Raw genomic sequence first — 18,359 nt, forward strand, 5'->3', positions numbered from 1 at the left:
GCTATCGGTTCGCGCAGCAGGCGTATTCACCGTTTTCAGTTCCAGTCGTGGCGCGGCGGACGCTTATCGTTCAGCAGCCAATTGCCGACCAGGTGGTACTTCCAGCGCACCGGGTCGTGCAGGGTGTGCACGCGGGCGTTGCGCCAGTGGCGGTCGAATCCGTGGCGGGCGAGGGTGGAGCGGGTGCCGCCGAGCTCGAACAGCTTGTTGGTGGCGTCAATGGCGACCTCGGTGGTCAGCACCTTGGCCTTGGCCACGGCGACCGAGGCGCGGGCCACGCTGTCTTCGTCCGGTGCGGGGCGGGCGGCGTCCATGACTTTGCCGGCACGCTCCAGCAGGGCGTCGGCGGCCTCGATGCGGATGCCCAGCTCACCGACCTGGATGATGGTCAGTGGGTCTTCGCTGGCTTTCTCCACACCGGCGTCGATCCACGGGCGCGCCTGCTCGCGAACGAAGGCGATGGTGTCGCGCAGCGCCGCGCGGGCGATGCCGGCGTCGATGGCGGCGGTGGTGATCTGCGCGAACGGGCCGGCCAGGGTCGGCACGTCGTAGGAACGATGCGTGGGGAACATGTTGAACGCCGGCACGCGCAGGCCTTCCACCAGCACGGTGCCGCTGGAGGTGGTGCGCTGGCCGATGCTGGCCCAGTCGTCGACGATGACGAGGCCCGGCGTACCGCGCGGGACGAAGGCGAGCTGGGCGTTGTTCTGCTCGTCGAGGCCGAGCACGCCGATCCAGTGGGCGTACAGCGAGCCGGTGCAGTAACCCTTGCGGCCGTCGATGACCACGCTGTCGCCGTCGTGGCGCAGGCGGGTCTGGATGTCCTGCACGTTCTTGCCGCCGGTTTCCGACAGCGCGTTGGCGAAGCGGTTGCCCTTGAGCGCGAGGTCGAAGAAGAAGCGCTTCTGCTCGTCGGTGCCTTGCAGACGGATGTCTTCCAGCAGGCAGTAGTGGTTCTGCGGAATCTGTCCCAGCGACGGGTCGGCAGCGGAAATGATCGCGATGACTTCGGCGAGGGTGGCGTAGGACACCTCGGCGCCACCGAACGCACGGGGCACGGTGATGCCCCACAGGCCGCTGTTGGAGTAGAGCTCGACGACCTCGGGCGGGACTTCGCGGTTGCGGTCGCGCTCGGCGGCGCCTTCGAGCAGGAATGCGGCGACCTTGTGGGCGACCGAGAGGGCCTCGGCGTCGGAGCCGATCCGGTGCGCGTTGGGTTCGCGGATGTCGTAGTGGGCGGATTCGGGGAGTTGGGGCATGGCAGTACAGCGACCTCGGCAGATGATTCGACCCGGCGTTCGGGTCTGTCTGATTGGGTCATTGCACAAGCTGTGCCGGAAATTAATTTACTTTAAAATCAATAGCTTGATTGTTTTTTTCAACAGTTGAGACGCTGGGCGGACAGCAAAGTGTTGGGTGGGTGTTGCTGGAGCAACAGTGCTGGAACAGGGAGCGTCATCCCCGCGAACGCGGGGATCCAAAAAACAATGTAGGAGCGGACTCTGTCCGCGATGCTTTTGATTTCGGTGTTCCGCGCCGCTTCAGCGTGCGCTGGGACTTCTTGTTTCGCCCCCTCGGGCGACCTCCTTTGGCAAACGCCCCAAAGGAGGCAAAGGTCTTGCCCCGGACATCCGGTTTTTCGCTTGGGGCGAAAAATTCCCTCGTTGAAGCGAAGTTTCAGGGGCACGCTGCGAAGGGCCATCCCTGGCCCATCGCAGCTCTCGCGACATCCATGTCGCTCAACCCCTGAAACTTCGCTTCAACGAGGCCTCCTGAACGGGGCAGTCGGAGTGCGCGGGCGTTTCTCTGGAAGTCTCGAAGAGCCAAAGCCAAAGCCAAAGCCGGATCGGTTGGGCTCTTCGTAGGAGCGAGCTTGCTCGCGAACCGCATGGCACGGCATTCCCTTGTAGCGGCGGGCCAGCTTCGACGCACGTCTCCCGTAAGAGCGGACCTTGTCCGCGAAATCCCTCGCGGATGGCTCGGTATCGCCGGTGGGCATTGGCGTGATGCGCCCGTTCACGGATCGCGGGCATTGGCCCGCTCCCACAGGGGCGGCGCTGTCGAACGATCAGGCCAACTCCTGACAAACATCCACCCAATCCGCCGCCACCAGCTCCGCCAGGCGCTGCGGCTCGATCCTCACCGCGCTGTGAACCGCGCCAGCCGCCGGCAGCACCTCGTCGAATGCCTGCAACGACACGTCGCAATACACCGGCAGCGGCGTCGCCAGGCCGAACGGGCAGACGCCGCCCACCGGATGCCCGGTCAGCTCCACCACCTCCTCGGCGCCGAGCATCTTGGCCTTGCCGCCCAGGGCTTCCTTGAGCTTGCGGTTGTCCAGCCGCGCGTCACCACGGGCGACCACCAGGACCGTGCGCTCGCCCACCCGCAGGGACAGGGTCTTGGCGATGCGGCCCGGCTCTACGCCGTGGGCCTCGGCGGCCAGGGCGACGGTGGCGGTGCTGGTTTCCAGCTCGATGATGGCGATGTCGGGGGCCTTTTCGGCGAAGAAGGCGCGAACCGATTCCAGGCTCATGGGCAGGCTTCCTGTACTGGGAAAACGTTCCAATCTAGGGAGCGGAGGAGGGCCTGTCCAGTCGCTGGCCCTGACCTGCCATCGGGTTCGGTGAACGCTCCGGTATTTCCGATGCCCGCATCCATATAGCGCGTGCCGTGGTTCTCGCCTTTTGTCGCGAGCCTCCGGATGGCCGGGCGCTTCCGGCGTTCCCGCCTATGCTCAGGCATCCTGCGCGCGCCACGAAAAAAACTTCCGGGCCGATGTCGATTTCGCTGCGCGCCCTTCGACTAATCGTCAGGAACCGGGAATGCCCGGCCGCCACGATGACCCTAACAAGAGGAGAAAAACCATGCGTTTCATGGTGATAGTCAAGGCCACCGCCGAATCCGAAGCCGGCGTGATGCCCAAGGAAGAGCTGCTCGCGGCGATGGGGGCCTACAACGAGGAACTGGCCAAGGCCGGTGTGATGCTCGCCGGTGAAGGCCTGCAGCCCAGTTCCAAGGGCGCACGGGTTCGCTTCGACGGCGCCTCGCGCACGGTCATCGACGGTCCCTTTGCCGAAACCAAGGAGCTGATCGCCGGCTACTGGATCTTCCAGACCGCCTCGCTGCAGGAGTGCATCGATTGGGTCAGGCGTTGCCCCAGTCCCTTCGACGGCCCGTCGGAGATCGAGATCCGGCAGATTTTCGAGGCCGAGGACTTCGGAGCCGAATTCACCCCGGAACTGCGTGAGCAGGAAGACCGCATCCGCGAGCAGATCGCTCGCAAATCCTGAAATAGGAGGAAACCGCCATGTTGATGAATGCCTACCTGACCTTTAACGGCAACTGCGAGGAAGCCTTCCGTTATTACGCCGAAGTGCTGAACGGCAAGCTGCCGGCGCTGATGCGTTTCTCCGATGCGCCGGGCTGCGAAGACATGCCGGCGGAGATGAAGAACCGCATCATCCACGTGCGCCTGGAGGTGGACGGCCATGTGCTGATGGGGTCGGACGCCTCGCCGCAATGCGGGACGTACGAAGGGGTGAAAGGTTGCTCGATCACCCTCAATGTCGATTCCAAGTCCGAGGCCAAGCGCATCTTCGAGGCCCTGAGCAAGGGCGGCAAGATCACCATGCCGCTGGATCAGACCTTCTGGGCCGTGCTGTTCGGCGCGCTGGAGGACCGCTTCGGGGTGCCGTGGCTGATCAATTGCGAGAAGGATGCCTGACAGGGGCTCCGCGCCGCTCCTGCAAGGCCGCGCCTACTGCCGATCTGCGGGCAATAAAAAACCGGCCACCAGGGCCGGTTTTTTCGTGACGCGCCGAACTCAGCGGTATTCGCAGAGGTAAGCGGTGTCCTGGGCGACTTTCAGCTGGAACTTGCTGTTGGCCGGCACGGTGAACTGGCTGCCGCCTTCGAAGGTTTCCCAGCTGTCGCTGCCCGGCAGCTTGACGGTCAGCGCGCCGGCGACGACGTGCATCACCTCCAGCTGGCTGGTGCCGAATTCGTATTCGCCGGGGGCCATCACGCCGATGGTGGCCGGGCCTGCGGTCATGTCGAAGGCGATGGATTTGACGGTGCCGTCGAAGTACTCGTTGACCTTGAACATGGGCTTCTCCTGCTAGAGGGGTGAAAAAAGGCTGGCCAGTATGCCCAAGGGCGCAGGCGGCGTCACTAGAGGCGGGGCTGGGACCGTGCGGTCAACGGCGAACCGCAGATTCAGCTGGTGACCGGCAGGGCGAGGGGCAGCAGGCGGGCGGTGTTGCGGGCGTCTTCCAGGGCGCGGTGCTGCTGCCCCTGGAAGTGCAGCCCGGCCAGGTGCAGGGCGGCATTCAGGCCGACCGGGCGCTTGAGTTGGCGGGCCTCGGCGAAGCGCTGCTTGAGGTTGATGTGCGGCACGCGGGCGAGGTGGCTGTCCAGGCGCTGGCGGCGCCATTCGATCTCCAGCTGGTGGCGGTCGTAGTCGCCCCAACTGGTCCAGCCGGCGAGGCGCGGGGTGTGCTGCGCAAGCCAGCGCTCGAACTGCGGCCAGACCTCGCGCAAGGGGGCCGCCGCATCGACGTTGGCCTGAGTGATGTGGGTGAGTTCGCGGCAGAAGCTGGTCAGCAGGGGCCGGCGCTGCGGCCGGACGAAGCGCTGGAAGTGATCCAGCTCGCGGCCGTCGGCCTCGGCGACGAGCGTCGCGCCGATTTCGATGATCTCCATTTCTTCGACTGGCCAGCCACCTTCCTCGGTGGTGGCTTCCAGGTCGATCACCAGCCAGTGGGGCATAGCGGATGCTCGCGGATGAAGGTTTCCGCAGTATGGAAGGGCTTTTCAGGACCGGCAAACCGCTGTGCTAGGCTCAGCGCCTTTCGATGGCAAGGGGTAGAGCATGGCAAAAGTCGCTTTCATCGGCCTGGGCGTGATGGGGTATCCCATGGCGGGCCATCTGCAGCGCGAGGGGCACGAGGTGTGCGTGTACAACCGCACGGCATCGCGGGCGGCGCGCTGGGTCGAGCAGTTCGGTGGCACCTCTGCCACGACGCCGCGCGAGGCGGCACAGTGGGCGGAGTTCGTGATGTGCTGTGTGGGTAACGACGACGATCTGCGCAGCGTGATGCTGGGCGAGGACGGCGCGCTGGCGGGCATGCAGCCGGGTGCGGTGCTGGTCGATCACACCACGGCGTCGGCGCAGGTCGCACGCGAGCTTTCGGTGCTGGCGGCGGAGCGTGAGCTGGGTTTCCTCGATGCGCCGGTGTCCGGCGGCCAGGCCGGGGCGGAGAACGGCTCGCTGACGGTGATGGTCGGTGGCGATCCGCTGATCTTCAGGCGTGCTGAGTCGGTCATTGCCACCTACGCGCGGATGGTGCGGCTGATGGGGCCTGTTGGCAGCGGACAGCTGACCAAGATGGTCAACCAGATTTGCGTGGGCGGTCTGCTGCAGGGCTTGTCCGAGGCGCTGCACTTCGCCCGCAGCGCCGGCCTCGATGGCATGGCCGCCATGGAGGTGATCAGCAAGGGCGCGGCGCAGTCCTGGCAGCTGGAGAATCGTCACCAGAGCATGCTCGAGGGGCGCTTCGACTTCGGCTTCGCGGTGGATTGGATGCGCAAGGACCTGGGGATGGTGCTGGACGAGGCGCGCCGCAACGGCGCACAGCTGCCGGTGACCGCGCTGGTGGACCAGTTCTACGCCGAGGTGCTGGCCGCTGGTGGCGGGCGCTGGGATACGTCCAGCCTGATCACCCGTCTCAAGGACGGCTCGCAGGTCTGAGCGGGGAGGGTGCCGCCACAAGGGTGACGGTACCCGTTCGGTCTCAGGCGCGGAAGATGAAGTACACGGCGCCGAGCAGGCAGAGCCCGGCCCACAGGTAGTCGAGCTTCAATGGCTGCTGCATGAAGTACACGCTGAACGGCACGAACACCGCGAGGGTGATCACTTCCTGCATGATCTTCAGCTGACCCACCGAGAGCGACGTGTAGCCGATGCGGTTAGCGGGTACCTGCAAGAGGTATTCGAACAGCGCGATTCCCCAGCTGACCAGCGCCGCGACTATCCACGGCTTGGTGTTGAGGGTCTTCAGGTGGCCGTACCAGGCGAAGGTCATGAACAGGTTGGAAAGCACCAGGAGAAAGGCGGTTTGCAGCCAGACCGGCATGGCGAGGAGCTCCATCTGAAGGATGTGCGAAGCCTAATGGATGCGGGATGAGACAGAAAGGGCTGGCCGTTGGCGGTGCATCCACTGATCCGGCCGGCTTGGCGAGAGGGGCGGCGGGCTATATCCTCGGCGCCCGGTTTCTACCTGCCTCCCCGCCCTAGCGAGAGCCCTCCCATGCAATGCCGTATCGGCTGTGGCGCCTGTTGCATCGCGCCGTCGATTTCCTCGCCCATTCCCGGAATGCCCGACGGCAAGCCGGCGGGCGTGCGTTGTGTGCAGCTGGACGAGCGCAACCTCTGCAAGCTGTTCGGCGATGCGCGGCGACCGGCCGTCTGCGCCGCATTCGAGGCCGATGCCGAGGCCTGTGGCCAGAGCGACGAAGAGGCTTTGCATATCCTCACCGAGTGGGAGCGGATCACCGCGGCCTGAGTGACTTGGAGGTCACGATTTTAGGGGCCATACTGAGCCCCGTTCCGCTCAAGACCGCGGATTGCGAAGGGCGCCCGTGCCCGACAAACCAAGAATAAAGAGAGGTAAGACGATGCGTGGTGTACTGCGTATGACCCTGCTGGCCACTGCCGTGATGGGGCTGACCGGGACCGCGATGGCGGAAGACTGGCAGCTGGCGAAGGACGAGGATGGCGTCAAGGTCTACCTGAGCAGCGTGCCGGGTTCCAAGTACAAGGCCTACCGTGGCGTCGTCGACATCAAGGCCGACGTGGCGACCATCAATGCCCTGCAGGAAGACGCCAAGGGTTCCTGCAAGTGGATCCACGCCTGCGGCGAGATGCGTCTGCTCAAGAGCGAAGGCAACGATTCCTGGACCTACTCGAAGATCGACATGCCGTGGCCCGTGACCGGCCGCGACGTGGTGATCCATGTGACCAGCGAGAAGACCGCCGACGGCGGCATGATCCGTCACCTGAAGGCCGAGCCGACCTACATTCCGGAAGAGAAGGGCGAAATTCGCGTGCCGAAGCTGGTCGGCGAATGGAAACTGGTGCCCAAGGGCGCCGGTGTGACCGAAGTGACCTACCAGGTGCAGACCGAGCCGGGCGGCAGCATTCCGTCCTGGCTGGCCAACAGCTTCGTGGTGGATGCGCCGATGAACACCCTGAAGGGCCTGCGCAGCGCCGCCGAGAAGAAGTAAGCACGGTTCACCCGGATGAAAGAGGCCGCCTTCGGGCGGCTTTTTCATTTCCGGCGGGTGCGAGCGCGAACCGCTGGAGTCCTGCCGTCTGGCTAAGCGTAGGAGCGAACACTGCGGAATGCAGGCACAAAAAAAGCCGCCCGAAGGCGGCCTTTTCTTTACGCCGTAGCGCTTACTTGCGGTCCTTGAGGGACACGAAGTCGCGCTGCGCGCTGCCGGTGTAAAGCTGGCGCGGACGGCCGATCTTGTACGGGCCGGAGAGCATTTCCTGCCAGTGCGAGATCCAGCCCACGGTACGTGCCAGGGCGAAGATCACGGTGAACATGCTGGTCGGAATGCCGATGGCCTTCAGGATGATGCCGGAGTAGAAGTCCACGTTCGGATAGAGGTTGCGCTCCACGAAGTAGGGGTCGTGGCGGGCGATTTCTTCCAGCTTCATGGCCAGTTCCAGCTGCGGGTCGTTGATGCCCAGCTCCTGGAGAACCTCGTCGCAGGTCTGCTTCATGACCTTGGCGCGCGGGTCGAAGTTCTTGTACACGCGGTGGCCGAAGCCCATCAGCTTGAACGGATCGTTCTTGTCCTTGGCCTTGGCCACGAACTTCTCGATGTTCGATACGTCGCCGATCTCGTCCAGCATGCGCAGTACGGCTTCGTTCGCACCGCCGTGGGCCGGGCCCCAGAGGGCGGCGATGCCCGAGGCGATACAGGCGAACGGGTTGGCACCCGAGGAGCCCGCCAGGCGCACGGTGGAGGTGGATGCGTTCTGCTCGTGGTCGGCGTGCAGGATGAAGATGCGGTCCATGGCCTTGGCCAGCACGGGGCTGATCGGCTTGGTTTCGCACGGGGTGTTGAACATCATATGCAGGAAGTTTTCTGCATAGTTCAGGTCGTTGCGCGGGTACATCATCGGCTCGCCCTTGGAGTACTTGTACACCATGGCGGCGATGGTCGGCATCTTGGCGATCAGACGATGCGCCGAGACTTCCCGGTGCTTCGGATTATTGATGTCCAGGGAGTCGTGATAGAAGGCGGAGAGGGCACCGATCACGCCGCACATCACGGCCATCGGGTGCGCATCACGGCGGAAGCCGTTGAAGAAGGTCTTCAGCTGCTCATGAACCATGGTGTGGTTCTTGATGGTGCCGACGAATTGTTCCTTCTGCTCGGCAGTGGGCAGTTCGCCCTTGAGCAGCAGGTAGCAGGTTTCCAGGTAGTCGGAGTTCTCGGCGAGCTGCTCGATGGGGTAGCCACGGTGCAGCAGGACACCTTTATCACCATCGATGAAGGTGATCTTCGACTCGCAGGAGGCGGTGGACATGAAGCCGGGGTCGAAAGTGAAGTGGCCGGTGGAGGTCAGGCCGCGAACATCGACAACGTCGGGACCCAGCGTGCCGGAGAGGACAGGCAGTTCGACGGGGGCTGCGCCCTCGATGATCAACTGCGCTTTTTTGTCAGCCATGTAGGCCTCCTATTTATGCTTGAAATCATCTGTACGACCCCCCACGCAGGGCCCGCACCACTATAGAGAGATAAATCCGAATGTCAATTTGCACAATCGGCCTCGTTCGGCTCCTCCAAGCCTCTGTTTTGACGAAAAAAATTGCCTGTTTACGCCTTTTAGGGGGGTGCGGCAATTAGTCCTTAGGTGAAGGTCTTTCCGTTGTCATTAGGGGCCTAACTGTCTATACTCGGCGACCAGCCGCCAAGGGCCTTCCGGCCTTGCTTGATTGGTGGTTGTCACTCCCGAAGGTGATGGGTACCTGACAAGTGCACCTCCCGACAACTAGCCCTGCTCCTAAAGGGCTCTCAGTGTGAAAAAAGCCGTGAATAGCAAACGACCTGTAAACCTAGACCTAAGGACCATCAAACTCCCTGTCACCGCTTACACGTCCATTCTCCACCGCATCTCTGGCGTCATCCTGTTCGTGGGCATTGCCGTGCTGCTGTTCGCACTCGACAAGTCCCTCGCATCGGAAGAAAGCTTCGAGCAGGTGAAGGCGTGTCTGGCCAGCCCGTTGGCCAAGTTGGTGATCTGGGGCCTGCTGTCTGCGCTGCTGTACCACCTGGTAGCCGGTGTTCGTCACCTCGTCATGGACGCGGGTGTCGGTGAAACGCTGGAAGGCGGTAAGCGTGGTTCGAAAATCGTCATCGCCATCGCTGTGGTGCTGATCGTTCTGGCGGGGGTCTGGGTATGGTAACTAACGTCACTAACTTCTCGCGTTCCGGCCTCTATGACTGGATGGCTCAACGCGTTTCCGCGGTCGTTCTCGCGGCTTATGTTCTGTTCCTGCTGGGTTACCTGATCTCGCATCCGGGCATCTCGTACGCGGAGTGGCACGGTCTGTTCTCCCACAGCCTGATGAAGATCTTCAGCCTGTTGACGCTGGTTGCCCTGAGCGTGCACGCATGGGTCGGCATGTGGACCATCACTACCGACTACCTGACTCCGATGGCTCTCGGCAAAGCCGCGACCGTCGTGCGTTTCCTCGTCCAGGCGGTATGCGGCATGGCCATGTTCGCATTCTTCGTCTGGGGTGTGCAGATTCTCTGGGGTAACTGATCCATGGCTAGCAACCGTACTCTTTCTTTCGACGCCATCATCGTTGGTGGTGGCGGCGCCGGCATGCGTGCCGCGCTGCAACTGGCCCAGGGCGGTCACAAGACTGCCGTGGTGACCAAGGTCTTCCCGACCCGTTCGCACACCGTATCCGCCCAGGGCGGCATCACCTGCGCCATCGCTTCGGCCGACCCGAACGACGATTGGCGCTGGCACATGTACGATACCGTCAAGGGTTCCGACTACATCGGTGACCAGGATGCTATCGAATACATGTGCTCCGTCGGCCCGGAAGCCGTGTTCGAGCTGGAACACATGGGTCTGCCGTTCTCCCGTACCGAGCAGGGCCGCATCTACCAGCGTCCGTTCGGTGGCCAGTCCAAGGACTTCGGCAAGGGCGGCCAGGCTGCCCGTACCTGCGCCGCGGCCGACCGTACCGGTCACGCGCTGCTGCACACCCTCTATCAGGCCAACCTGAAGAACGGTACTTCCTTCCTTAATGAGTGGTACGCGGTCGATCTGGTGAAGAACCAGGACGGTCACGTCGTCGGTATCATCGCCATCTGCATCGAGACCGGCGAAACCGTCTACATCCGCTCCAAGGCCGTGGTACTGGCCACTGGCGGTGCCGGCCGTATCTACGCCTCCACCACCAACGCCCTGATCAACACCGGCGACGGCGTGGGCATGGCCCTGCGCGCTGGCGTACCGGTGCAGGACATCGAAATGTGGCAGTTCCACCCGACCGGCATCGCCGGCGCCGGTGTACTGGTCACCGAAGGCTGCCGTGGTGAGGGTGGTTACCTGATCAACGCCCATGGCGAGCGCTTCATGGAGCGTTACGCTCCGAACGCCAAGGACCTGGCCGGCCGCGACGTGGTCGCCCGTTCCATGGTCAAGGAAGTGATCGCCGGCAATGGCGTGGGCCCGAACAAGGACCACGTACTGCTGAAGCTCGACCACCTCGGCGAGGAAGTTCTGCACAGCCGCCTGCCCGGCATCTGCGAACTGTCCAAGACCTTCGCCCACGTCGACCCGGTTGTCGCTCCGATCCCGGTCATCCCGACCTGCCACTACATGATGGGCGGCGTTGCCACCAACATCCATGGCCAGGCCCTGACCATGGACGCCAACGGCAACGACCAGATCGTCGAAGGTCTGTTCGCGGTCGGTGAAGTGGCCTGCGTATCGGTACACGGCGCCAACCGCCTGGGCGGCAACTCGCTGCTCGACCTGGTGGTCTTCGGCCGCGCAACCGGCCTGCACCTGGAAAAGGCCCTGAAAGAGGGCATCGAGCACCGCGGCGCCTCCGAGAGCGACCTGGAAGCCTCGTACAAGCGCCTGAACGGCGTGAACGAGCGCACCAGCGGCGAAGAAGTCGCCCCGCTCAAGCGCGAGCTGCAATCGTGCATGCAGAACTACTTCGGTGTATTCCGTACCGGCGAATACATGCAGAAGGGCATCGCTCAACTGGCTGAACTGCGCGAGCGTATCGCGAACGTCAAGATCAACGACAAGAGCCAGGCTTTCAACACCGCGCGTATCGAAGCGCTGGAACTGCAGAACCTCCTCGAAGTGGCCGAAGCCACCGCGATTGCCGCCGAGCATCGCAAAGAGTCCCGCGGCGCCCACGCCCGCGAAGACTTCGAGGAGCGCGACGACGAGAACTGGCTGTGCCACACCCTGTACTTCCCGGGTGAGAAGCGCGTTGCCAAGCGTTCCGTCAACTTCGCGCCGAAGACTGTTCCGGCATTCGAACCCAAGGTTCGTACTTACTAAGGGTGCCCGCCATGTTGCAAGTGAGTGTTTACCGCTACAACCCTGAGAAGGACGCTGCGCCCTACATGCAGGACTTCCAGGTCGATACCGACGGCAAGGACGTGATGGTCCTGGACGTGTTGGCGCTGATCAAGGAACAGGACGAGGGTTTCTCCTACCGTCGCTCCTGCCGTGAAGGCGTCTGCGGTTCCGACGGCATGAACATCAACGGCAAGAACGGCCTGGCCTGCATCACTCCGCTGTCGGCCGCCGGTCTGAAAGGCGGCAAGCTGGTGCTGCGTCCGCTGCCGGGTCTGCCGGTGATCCGTGACCTCGTCGTCGATATGAGCATCTTCTACAAGCAATACGAGAAGGTGAAGCCGTTCCTGCAGAACGACACTCCGGCCCCGGCCATCGAGCGTCTGCAGACTCCGGAACAACGCGAGAAGCTGGACGGTCTGTACGAGTGCATCCTGTGCGCCTGCTGCTCGACCTCCTGCCCGTCGTTCTGGTGGAACCCCGACAAGTTCCTCGGTCCCGCTGCGCTGCTGCAGGCCTACCGTTTCCTGGCCGACAGCCGCGACACCAAGACCGAAGAGCGTCTGGCTTCGCTGGATGACCCGTTCAGCGTATTCCGCTGCCGCGGGATCATGAACTGCGTGAACGTCTGCCCGAAGGGTCTGAACCCAACCAAGGCAATCGGCCACGTGCGTAACATGCTGCTGCAAAGCGGCACCTGATTCGCGGCCCAGGCCACGAGTCATTGCAAGAGCGACACCTGCACCGCCGGGACAATCCGGCGGTGCAGTACTGCGGACCCAAGCCCACAAAGCGGGGGTCCTGACTTGAAAACGTATATATGACCAGCAGGGGCATCCGGGCTGGTACCCGGACTATCTGCGGGAATCGGTGGCTAGAAGTCGCTGTGTATGACTTCAAGCCAAAGGATTTCTCAGGTGGAGTCCCCTTACCGAGGGTGACCAAGCATGCACGAAAGCGTAATGCAGCGGATGTGGAACAGTGCCCATCTATCCGGTGGTAACGCTGCCTACGTCGAAGAGCTCTACGAGCTCTACCTGCACGACCCGAACGCTGTGCCAGAAGAGTGGCGCACGTACTTCCAGAAGCTCCCCGCCGACGGCAATCCCGCTCCCGACGTCTCGCATTCCTCTATCCGTGATCATTTCGTACTCCTGGCCAAGAACCAGCGCCGCGCCGCGCCTGTTTCCGCTGGCAGCGTAAGCACCGAGCACGAGAAGAAGCAGGTTGAAGTCCTGCGTCTGATCCTGGCATACCGTCTGCGTGGGCATCAGGCTGCGTCGCTCGATCCGCTGGGTCTCTGGGTGCGTACCGCTCCCTCCGATCTGTCGCTCGAACATTACGGGCTTACTGCTGCAGACCTCGACACCACCTTCCGTACCGGTGAGCTCTACATCGGCAAGGAAGAGGCTACCCTTCGCGAAATTCTCGACGCCCTGAAGCAGACCTACTGCAGCACCATCGGCGCCGAGTTCATGCATATCGTCGATTCCGAGCAGCGCCACTGGTTCGCCCAGCGCCTGGAAAGCGTGCGCGGTCGTCCGGCGTACTCCGCCGACGCCCGTTCCCACCTGCTCGAGCGCCTGACCGCTGCCGAAGGCCTGGAAAAGTACCTGGGCACCAAGTACCCGGGCACCAAGCGTTTCGGCCTGGAAGGCGGCGAGAGCCTGATCCCGATGGTCGACGAGATCATCCAGCGCTCCGGCTCCTACGGCGTCAAGGAAATCGTCATCGGCATGGCCCACCGTGGCCGTCTGAACGTCCTGGTCAACACCCTGGGCAAGAACCCGCGCGACCTCTTCGACGAGTTCGAAGGCAAGAAACTGGTCGAGCTGGGCTCGGGTGACGTGAAGTACCACCAGGGCTTCTCCTCCAACGTCATGACCACCGGTGGCGAAGTCCACCTGGCCCTGGCGTTCAACCCCTCGCACCTGGAAATCGTTTCCCCGGTGGTCGAGGGCTCGGTACGCGCCCGCCAGGACCGTCGCAAGGACGGCAGCGGCGACAAGGTCGTGCCGATCTCCATCCACGGCGATGCCGCCTTCGCGGGGCAGGGCGTGGTCATGGAAACCTTCCAGATGTCGCAGACCCGTGCTTACAAGACGGGCGGCACCATCCACATCGTGATCAACAACCAGGTCGGCTTCACCACCAGCCGTCAGGACGATGCTCGTTCCACCGAGTACGCGACCGACGTGGCGAAGATGATCCAGGCGCCGATCTTCCATGTGAACGGCGACGATCCGGAAGCGGTCCTGTTCGTGACCCAGCTGGCCGTCGACTACCGCATGCAGTTCAAGCGTGACGTGGTCATCGACCTGGTCTGCTACCGCCGTCGCGGCCACAACGAGGCCGACGAGCCGAGCGGCACCCAGCCGCTGATGTACCAGCAGATCGCCAAGCAGCGCACCACCCGCGACCTGTATGCCGACGCGCTGATCGCAGCCGGCGTGCAGACTGCCGAGCAGGCCCAGGAGAAGGTCGACGAATACCGCGACGCTCTCGACAACGGCCAGCACGTGGTGAAGAGCCTGGTGAAGGAGCCCAACAAGGAGCTCTTCGTCGACTGGCGTCCGTACGTGGGCCATGCCTGGACCGCGCGTCACGACACCCGCTTCGACCTGAAGACCCTGCAGGACCTGTCTGCCAAGCTGCTGGAGACCCCGGACGGCTTCGTCATGCAGCGTCAGGTACAGAAGATCTACGAAGACCGCGCGAAGATGGCTGCCGGTGGCATGCCGATCAACTGGGGCTTCGCCGAGAACCTGGCCTACGCCACCCTGCTGTTCGAAGGTCATCCGGTACGCATGACCGGCCAGGACGTCGGCCGCGGCACCTTCTCGCACCGCCACGCGGCGCTGCACAACCAGAAGGACGACTCGGTCTACATCCCGCTGGCCCACCTGTTCGATGGCCAGCCGCGCGTCAGCCTGTACGACTCCTACCTCTCGGAAGAAGCCGTACTGGCCTTCGAATACGGCTACGCCACCACCATGCCGAACGCGCTGGTGATCTGGGAAGCCCAGTTCGGTGACTTCGCCAACGGTGCGCAGGTCGTGATCGACCAGTTCATCACCAGCGGCGAGACCAAGTGGCAGCGCCTCTGCGGCCTGACCATGCTGCTGCCGCACGGCTACGAAGGCCAGGGTCCGGAGCACTCCTCCGCGCGCCTGGAGCGTTACCTGCAACTGTGCGCCGAGCAGAACATCCAGGTCTGCGTGCCGACCACTCCGGCCCAGGTCTACCACATGCTGCGCCGCCAGGTGATCCGTCCGCTGCGCAAGCCGCTGATCGTGATGACTCCGAAGTCGCTGCTGCGTCACAAGCTGGCCATCTCGACCCTGGAAGATCTGGCCAACGGCTCGTTCCAGACCGTGATCAACGAGATCGACAACCTGGATCCGAAGAAGGTCGAACGCATCGTGCTGTGCAGTGGCAAGGTGTACTACGACCTGCTGGAGAAGCGCCGTGCGGAAGGCCGCGAGGACATCGCGATCGTGCGTCTGGAGCAGCTGTATCCGTTCCCGGAAGACGATCTGGCCGAGGTGCTGTCGCAGTACAAGAACCTCAAGCACATCGTCTGGTGCCAGGAAGAGCCGATGAACCAGGGCGCCTGGTACTGCTCGCAGCACCACATGCGTCGCGTCATCGCCGCGCACAAGAAAGGTCTCAACCTGGAATACGCGGGCCGCGAAGGCTCGGCAGCTCCGGCTTGCGGCTACGCTTCGATGCACGCCGAGCAGCAGGAAAAACTGCTGCAGGACGCCTTCACCGTTTAACGCCAACGCGCAGTTGATACCGAATTTAAGGAAACACACATAATGGCTATCGAAATCAAAGCCCCAACCTTCCCGGAATCGGTTGCCGACGGCACCGTTGCAACCTGGCACAAGAAGGTCGGTGAAGCCGTCAAGCGTGACGAACTGATCGTCGACATCGAGACCGACAAGGTCGTGATCGAAGTGCTCGCCGAGGCGGATGGCGTCCTGGCCGAGATCGTCAAGGGCGAGGGCGACACCGTTCTTTCCAACGAACTGCTGGGCAAGCTGAGCGAAGGCGGTGCCGCCGCTGCCGCTCCTGCTGCTGCCGCCGCTCCGGCTGCCGCCCCGGCCGCCGCTGCCCCGGCTGCTGCCGCTGACGACAACATCCTGTCGCCGGCCGCCCGCAAGCTCGCCGAAGAAAACGGCATCGACCCGAACAGCCTGGCCGGCACCGGCAAAGGCGGTCGCGTCACCAAGGAAGACGTCGTCGCTGCCGTTGAAGCCAAGAAGAGCGCCCCGGCTGCAGCTCCGGCTGCCAAGGCTGCTGCCCCGGCTGCCGCTGCCGCTCCGGTCTTCGCCGCTGGCGATCGCGTCGAGAAGCGCGTGCCGATGACCCGCCTGCGCGCCAAGGTTGCCGAGCGTCTGGTCGAAGCCCAGTCCTCCATGGCCATGCTGACTACCTTCAACGAAGTCAACATGAAGCCGATCATGGACCTGCGCAACAAGTACAAGGACCTGTTCGAGAAGAAGCACAACGGCGTGCGCCTGGGCTTCATGTCCTTCTTCGTCAAGGCCGCCACCGAAGCCCTGAAGCGCTTCCCGGGCGTCAACGCCTCGATCGATGGCAACGACATCGTCTACCACGGCTACCAGGACATCGGTGTGGCAGTTTCCAGCGACCGCGGTCTGGTCGTCCCGGTACTGCGTAACGCCGAGTTCATGAGCCTGGCCGAGATCGAGAACGGCATCGCCACCTTCGGCAAGAAAGCCAAAGACGGCAAGCTGTCCATCGAAGACATGACCGGTGGTACTTTCACCATTTCCAACGGTGGCGTATTCGGTTCCCTGCTGTCGACTCCGATCGTCAACCCGCCGCAGACCGCCATCCTCGGCATGCACAAGATCCAGGAACGCCCGATGGCCGTTAACGGTCAAGTGGTGATCCTGCCGATGATGTACCTGGCGCTGTCCTACGATCACCGGATGATAGATGGCAAGGAAGCGGTCAGCTTCCTGGTCACCATGAAGGACCTGCTGGAAGATCCGGCTCGCCTGCTGCTGGACGTCTGATACGTCAATTCACACGACGGCCCCGTACTACACGACGGCCCCGAGAGGGGCCGTCCGCTTCACCGGAATAAGGATTGAGACATGAGCCAGAAATTCGACGTGGTTGTGATTGGTGCCGGCCCCGGCGGTTACGTAGCCGCCATCCGTGCCGCCCAACTCGGCCTGAAGACCGCTTGCATCGAGAAGTACATCGGTAAAGAGGGCAAGGTCGCCCTCGGCGGTACCTGCCTGAACGTAGGCTGCATTCCGTCCAAGGCGCTTCTGGACAGCTCCTGGAAGTACAAGGAAGCCAAAGAGGGCTTCGAGGTTCACGGTATCTCCACCGGCGGCGTGAAGATGGACGTTCCGGCGATGGTTGCCCGCAAGGCCAACATCGTGAAGAACCTGACCGGCGGCATCGCCACCCTGTTCAAGGCCAACGGCGTGACCTCCTTCGAAGGCCACGGCAAGGTCCTGGCCAACAAGCAGGTCGAAGTGACCGGCCTGGACGGCAAGACCCAGGTGCTGGAAGCCGACAACATCATCATCGCATCGGGCTCCAAGCCGGTTGAAATCCCGCCGGCCCCGCTGACCGAAGACGTCATCGTCGACTCCACCGGCGCCCTGGAATTCCAGAGCGTGCCGAAGAAACTGGGCGTGATCGGCGCGGGCGTCATCGGTCTGGAACTGGGTTCGGTCTGGGCTCGCCTGGGCGCTGAAGTCACCGTCCTGGAAGCCCTGGACAAGTTCCTCCCGGCTGCCGACGAGCAGGTCGCCAAGGAAGCCCTGAAGGTCCTGACCAAGCAGGGTCTGAACATCCGTCTGGGCGCTCGCGTCACCGGTTCGGAAGTGAAGAAGAAGCAGGTCACCGTGACCTTCACCGACGCCAACGGCGAGCAGAAGGAAACCTTCGACAAGCTGATCGTGGCCGTGGGCCGTCGCCCGGTGACCACCGACCTGCTGGCCGCCGACAGTGGCGTGACCCTGGACGAGCGTGGCTTCATCTACGTCGACGACCACTGCAAGACCAGCGTTCCGGGCGTCTACGCCATCGGTGACGTGGTCCGTGGCGCCATGCTGGCGCACAAGGCCTCGGAAGAGGGCGTGATGGTTGCCGAGCGCATCGCCGGCCACAAGGCCCAGATGAACTACGACCTGATTCCGTCGGTGATCTACACCCACCCGGAAATCGCATGGGTCGGCAAGACCGAGCAGCAGCTCAAGGGTGAAGGCGTCGAAGTCAACGTCGGTACCTTCCCGTTCGCCGCCAGCGGCCGCGCCATGGCTGCCAACGACACCACCGGCCTGGTCAAGGTCATCGCCGATGCCAAGACCGACCGCGTACTGGGCGTCCACGTGATCGGCCCGAGCGCCGCCGAGCTGGTTCAGCAGGGCGCGATCGGCATGGAATTCGGTACCAGTGCCGAAGACCTGGGCATGATGGTCTTCTCCCACCCGACTCTGTCCGAAGCGCTGCACGAAGCGGCCCTGGCAGTGAATGGCCACGCCATCCACATCGCCAACCGCAAGAAGCGCTAAGGAACGGGACCACGGCGGGGAGGGCGGCAGTCTTTTGCGAGGGGCTGCCGTCCACTCCGCCGGATCGTTTCTCCCCTGAGGGGGACTCGGTCACAGGTGGCGTGGTGCCACGAGCGCCGCGCCTTATGCGCAATACCCAAGACGAAAAC

Annotated in this window: 18 protein-coding genes; 12 read left to right on the forward strand and 6 right to left on the reverse strand. The window is 63.3% G+C overall.

Annotated features, from left to right (window positions below; all coding sequences use genetic code 11):
* Positions 1-35: 35 nt before the first annotated feature.
* Complete coding sequence (locus J5M67_RS02605) at positions 36-1,259, reverse strand: SfnB family sulfur acquisition oxidoreductase (RefSeq protein ID WP_207883016.1); 1,224 nt, start codon at positions 1,257-1,259, stop codon at positions 36-38.
* An 809-nt stretch (positions 1,260-2,068) separates the two neighbouring features.
* Entirely contained in the window at positions 2,069-2,536 is a 468-nt protein-coding gene (locus J5M67_RS02610; RefSeq protein WP_207883018.1) for a YbaK/EbsC family protein, read from the reverse strand.
* Between the two features lie 331 nt (positions 2,537-2,867).
* Between J5M67_RS02610 and J5M67_RS02615 the strand changes: the two genes are divergently transcribed.
* Together J5M67_RS02615 and J5M67_RS02620 are read left to right on the forward strand one after the other, a co-directional pair.
* Positions 2,868-3,293 (forward strand): YciI family protein, encoded by a 426-nt coding sequence (locus J5M67_RS02615; protein WP_207883020.1) that lies wholly within the window; start codon positions 2,868-2,870, stop codon positions 3,291-3,293.
* Positions 3,294-3,310: 17 nt separating this feature from the next.
* Positions 3,311-3,727, forward strand: coding sequence for a VOC family protein (locus tag J5M67_RS02620; protein WP_207883022.1), 417 nt, complete (start codon positions 3,311-3,313; stop codon positions 3,725-3,727).
* Between the two features lie 99 nt (positions 3,728-3,826).
* Here J5M67_RS02620 and J5M67_RS02625 read toward each other — a convergent pair whose 3' ends face one another.
* Positions 3,827-4,108, reverse strand: a complete 282-nt coding sequence (locus J5M67_RS02625; RefSeq protein ID WP_207883024.1) for a pyrimidine/purine nucleoside phosphorylase — start codon at positions 4,106-4,108, stop codon at positions 3,827-3,829.
* Positions 4,109-4,218: 110 nt separating this feature from the next.
* Positions 4,219-4,770 (reverse strand): exonuclease domain-containing protein, encoded by a 552-nt coding sequence (locus J5M67_RS02630; protein WP_207883026.1) that lies wholly within the window; start codon positions 4,768-4,770, stop codon positions 4,219-4,221.
* Between the two features lie 103 nt (positions 4,771-4,873).
* Between J5M67_RS02630 and J5M67_RS02635 the strand changes: the two genes are divergently transcribed.
* Positions 4,874-5,752 carry an NAD(P)-dependent oxidoreductase gene (locus tag J5M67_RS02635; protein ID WP_207883028.1) on the forward strand — a complete coding sequence of 293 codons (879 nt, stop codon included), beginning with the start codon at positions 4,874-4,876 and terminating at the stop codon, positions 5,750-5,752.
* Positions 5,753-5,795: 43 nt separating this feature from the next.
* Here the strand turns inward: J5M67_RS02635 and J5M67_RS02640 are convergent, their stop codons facing one another.
* The gene (locus J5M67_RS02640) at positions 5,796-6,137 is read right to left on the reverse strand and encodes a DMT family protein (RefSeq protein ID WP_207883030.1); all 342 of its coding nucleotides are present in this window, start codon (positions 6,135-6,137) and stop codon (positions 5,796-5,798) included.
* Positions 6,138-6,311: 174 nt separating this feature from the next.
* On the opposite strand from J5M67_RS02640, the gene J5M67_RS02645 reads away from it, so the two are divergent.
* Together J5M67_RS02645 and J5M67_RS02650 are read left to right on the forward strand one after the other, a co-directional pair.
* A complete protein-coding gene (locus J5M67_RS02645; RefSeq protein WP_207883032.1) occupies positions 6,312-6,566 on the forward strand; it encodes a YkgJ family cysteine cluster protein in 255 nt (84 codons plus the stop codon).
* Between the two features lie 112 nt (positions 6,567-6,678).
* Entirely contained in the window at positions 6,679-7,287 is a 609-nt protein-coding gene (locus J5M67_RS02650; protein ID WP_207883034.1) for an START domain-containing protein, read from the forward strand.
* Between the two features lie 172 nt (positions 7,288-7,459).
* On the opposite strand, the gene gltA is transcribed toward J5M67_RS02650, so the two are convergent.
* A complete protein-coding gene (gene gltA, locus J5M67_RS02655) occupies positions 7,460-8,746 on the reverse strand; it encodes a citrate synthase (RefSeq protein WP_207883036.1) in 1,287 nt (428 codons plus the stop codon).
* A 352-nt stretch (positions 8,747-9,098) separates the two neighbouring features.
* On the opposite strand from gltA, the gene sdhC reads away from it, so the two are divergent.
* The 7 genes from sdhC (at position 9,099) to lpdA (ending at position 18,210) form a co-directional block, all read left to right on the forward strand.
* Entirely contained in the window at positions 9,099-9,485 is a 387-nt protein-coding gene (gene sdhC / locus J5M67_RS02660; protein ID WP_207883038.1) for a succinate dehydrogenase, cytochrome b556 subunit, read from the forward strand.
* Positions 9,479-9,847, forward strand: coding sequence for a succinate dehydrogenase, hydrophobic membrane anchor protein (sdhD, locus tag J5M67_RS02665; protein WP_207883040.1), 369 nt, complete (start codon positions 9,479-9,481; stop codon positions 9,845-9,847). The genes sdhC and sdhD overlap by 7 nt, the downstream gene beginning before the upstream one ends.
* Positions 9,848-9,850: 3 nt before the next feature.
* Complete coding sequence (gene sdhA, locus J5M67_RS02670; protein WP_207883042.1) at positions 9,851-11,623, forward strand: succinate dehydrogenase flavoprotein subunit; 1,773 nt, start codon at positions 9,851-9,853, stop codon at positions 11,621-11,623.
* Between the two features lie 11 nt (positions 11,624-11,634).
* Complete coding sequence (locus J5M67_RS02675) at positions 11,635-12,342, forward strand: succinate dehydrogenase iron-sulfur subunit (RefSeq protein ID WP_207883044.1); 708 nt, start codon at positions 11,635-11,637, stop codon at positions 12,340-12,342.
* Positions 12,343-12,588: 246 nt separating this feature from the next.
* The gene (locus tag J5M67_RS02680) at positions 12,589-15,420 is read left to right on the forward strand and encodes a 2-oxoglutarate dehydrogenase E1 component (RefSeq protein WP_207883046.1); all 2,832 of its coding nucleotides are present in this window, start codon (positions 12,589-12,591) and stop codon (positions 15,418-15,420) included.
* 42 nt (positions 15,421-15,462) lie between these two features.
* A complete protein-coding gene (gene odhB, locus J5M67_RS02685) occupies positions 15,463-16,692 on the forward strand; it encodes a 2-oxoglutarate dehydrogenase complex dihydrolipoyllysine-residue succinyltransferase (protein ID WP_207883048.1) in 1,230 nt (409 codons plus the stop codon).
* Positions 16,693-16,773: 81 nt separating this feature from the next.
* A complete protein-coding gene (gene lpdA, locus J5M67_RS02690) occupies positions 16,774-18,210 on the forward strand; it encodes a dihydrolipoyl dehydrogenase (protein ID WP_207883050.1) in 1,437 nt (478 codons plus the stop codon).
* Positions 18,211-18,359 lie beyond the last annotated feature (149 nt).

The organism is Pseudomonas sp. 30_B, assembly GCF_017491605.1.
Lineage (GTDB): Bacteria > Pseudomonadota > Gammaproteobacteria > Pseudomonadales > Pseudomonadaceae > Pseudomonas.

Bases quoted from the DNA above. Each gene is read 5' to 3' on its own strand.
- J5M67_RS02615 (WP_207883020.1), top strand. From the start codon at position 2,868: ATGCGTTTCATGGTGATAGTCAAGGCCACCGCCGAATCCGAAGCCGGC.
- sdhD (WP_207883040.1), top strand. From the start codon at position 9,479: ATGGTAACTAACGTCACTAACTTCTCGCGTTCCGGCCTCTATGACTGG.
- J5M67_RS02645 (WP_207883032.1), top strand. From the start codon at position 6,312: ATGCAATGCCGTATCGGCTGTGGCGCCTGTTGCATCGCGCCGTCGATT.
- J5M67_RS02680 (WP_207883046.1), top strand. From the start codon at position 12,589: ATGCACGAAAGCGTAATGCAGCGGATGTGGAACAGTGCCCATCTATCC.
- J5M67_RS02625 (WP_207883024.1), bottom strand. From the start codon at position 4,108: ATGTTCAAGGTCAACGAGTACTTCGACGGCACCGTCAAATCCATCGCC.
- J5M67_RS02635 (WP_207883028.1), top strand. From the start codon at position 4,874: ATGGCAAAAGTCGCTTTCATCGGCCTGGGCGTGATGGGGTATCCCATG.
- J5M67_RS02640 (WP_207883030.1), bottom strand. From the start codon at position 6,137: ATGCCGGTCTGGCTGCAAACCGCCTTTCTCCTGGTGCTTTCCAACCTG.
- lpdA (WP_207883050.1), top strand. From the start codon at position 16,774: ATGAGCCAGAAATTCGACGTGGTTGTGATTGGTGCCGGCCCCGGCGGT.
- sdhA (WP_207883042.1), top strand. From the start codon at position 9,851: ATGGCTAGCAACCGTACTCTTTCTTTCGACGCCATCATCGTTGGTGGT.
- gltA (WP_207883036.1), bottom strand. From the start codon at position 8,746: ATGGCTGACAAAAAAGCGCAGTTGATCATCGAGGGCGCAGCCCCCGTC.
- J5M67_RS02650 (WP_207883034.1), top strand. From the start codon at position 6,679: ATGCGTGGTGTACTGCGTATGACCCTGCTGGCCACTGCCGTGATGGGG.
- J5M67_RS02630 (WP_207883026.1), bottom strand. From the start codon at position 4,770: ATGCCCCACTGGCTGGTGATCGACCTGGAAGCCACCACCGAGGAAGGT.
- odhB (WP_207883048.1), top strand. From the start codon at position 15,463: ATGGCTATCGAAATCAAAGCCCCAACCTTCCCGGAATCGGTTGCCGAC.
- J5M67_RS02620 (WP_207883022.1), top strand. From the start codon at position 3,311: ATGTTGATGAATGCCTACCTGACCTTTAACGGCAACTGCGAGGAAGCC.
- J5M67_RS02675 (WP_207883044.1), top strand. From the start codon at position 11,635: ATGTTGCAAGTGAGTGTTTACCGCTACAACCCTGAGAAGGACGCTGCG.
- J5M67_RS02610 (WP_207883018.1), bottom strand. From the start codon at position 2,536: ATGAGCCTGGAATCGGTTCGCGCCTTCTTCGCCGAAAAGGCCCCCGAC.
- J5M67_RS02605 (WP_207883016.1), bottom strand. From the start codon at position 1,259: ATGCCCCAACTCCCCGAATCCGCCCACTACGACATCCGCGAACCCAAC.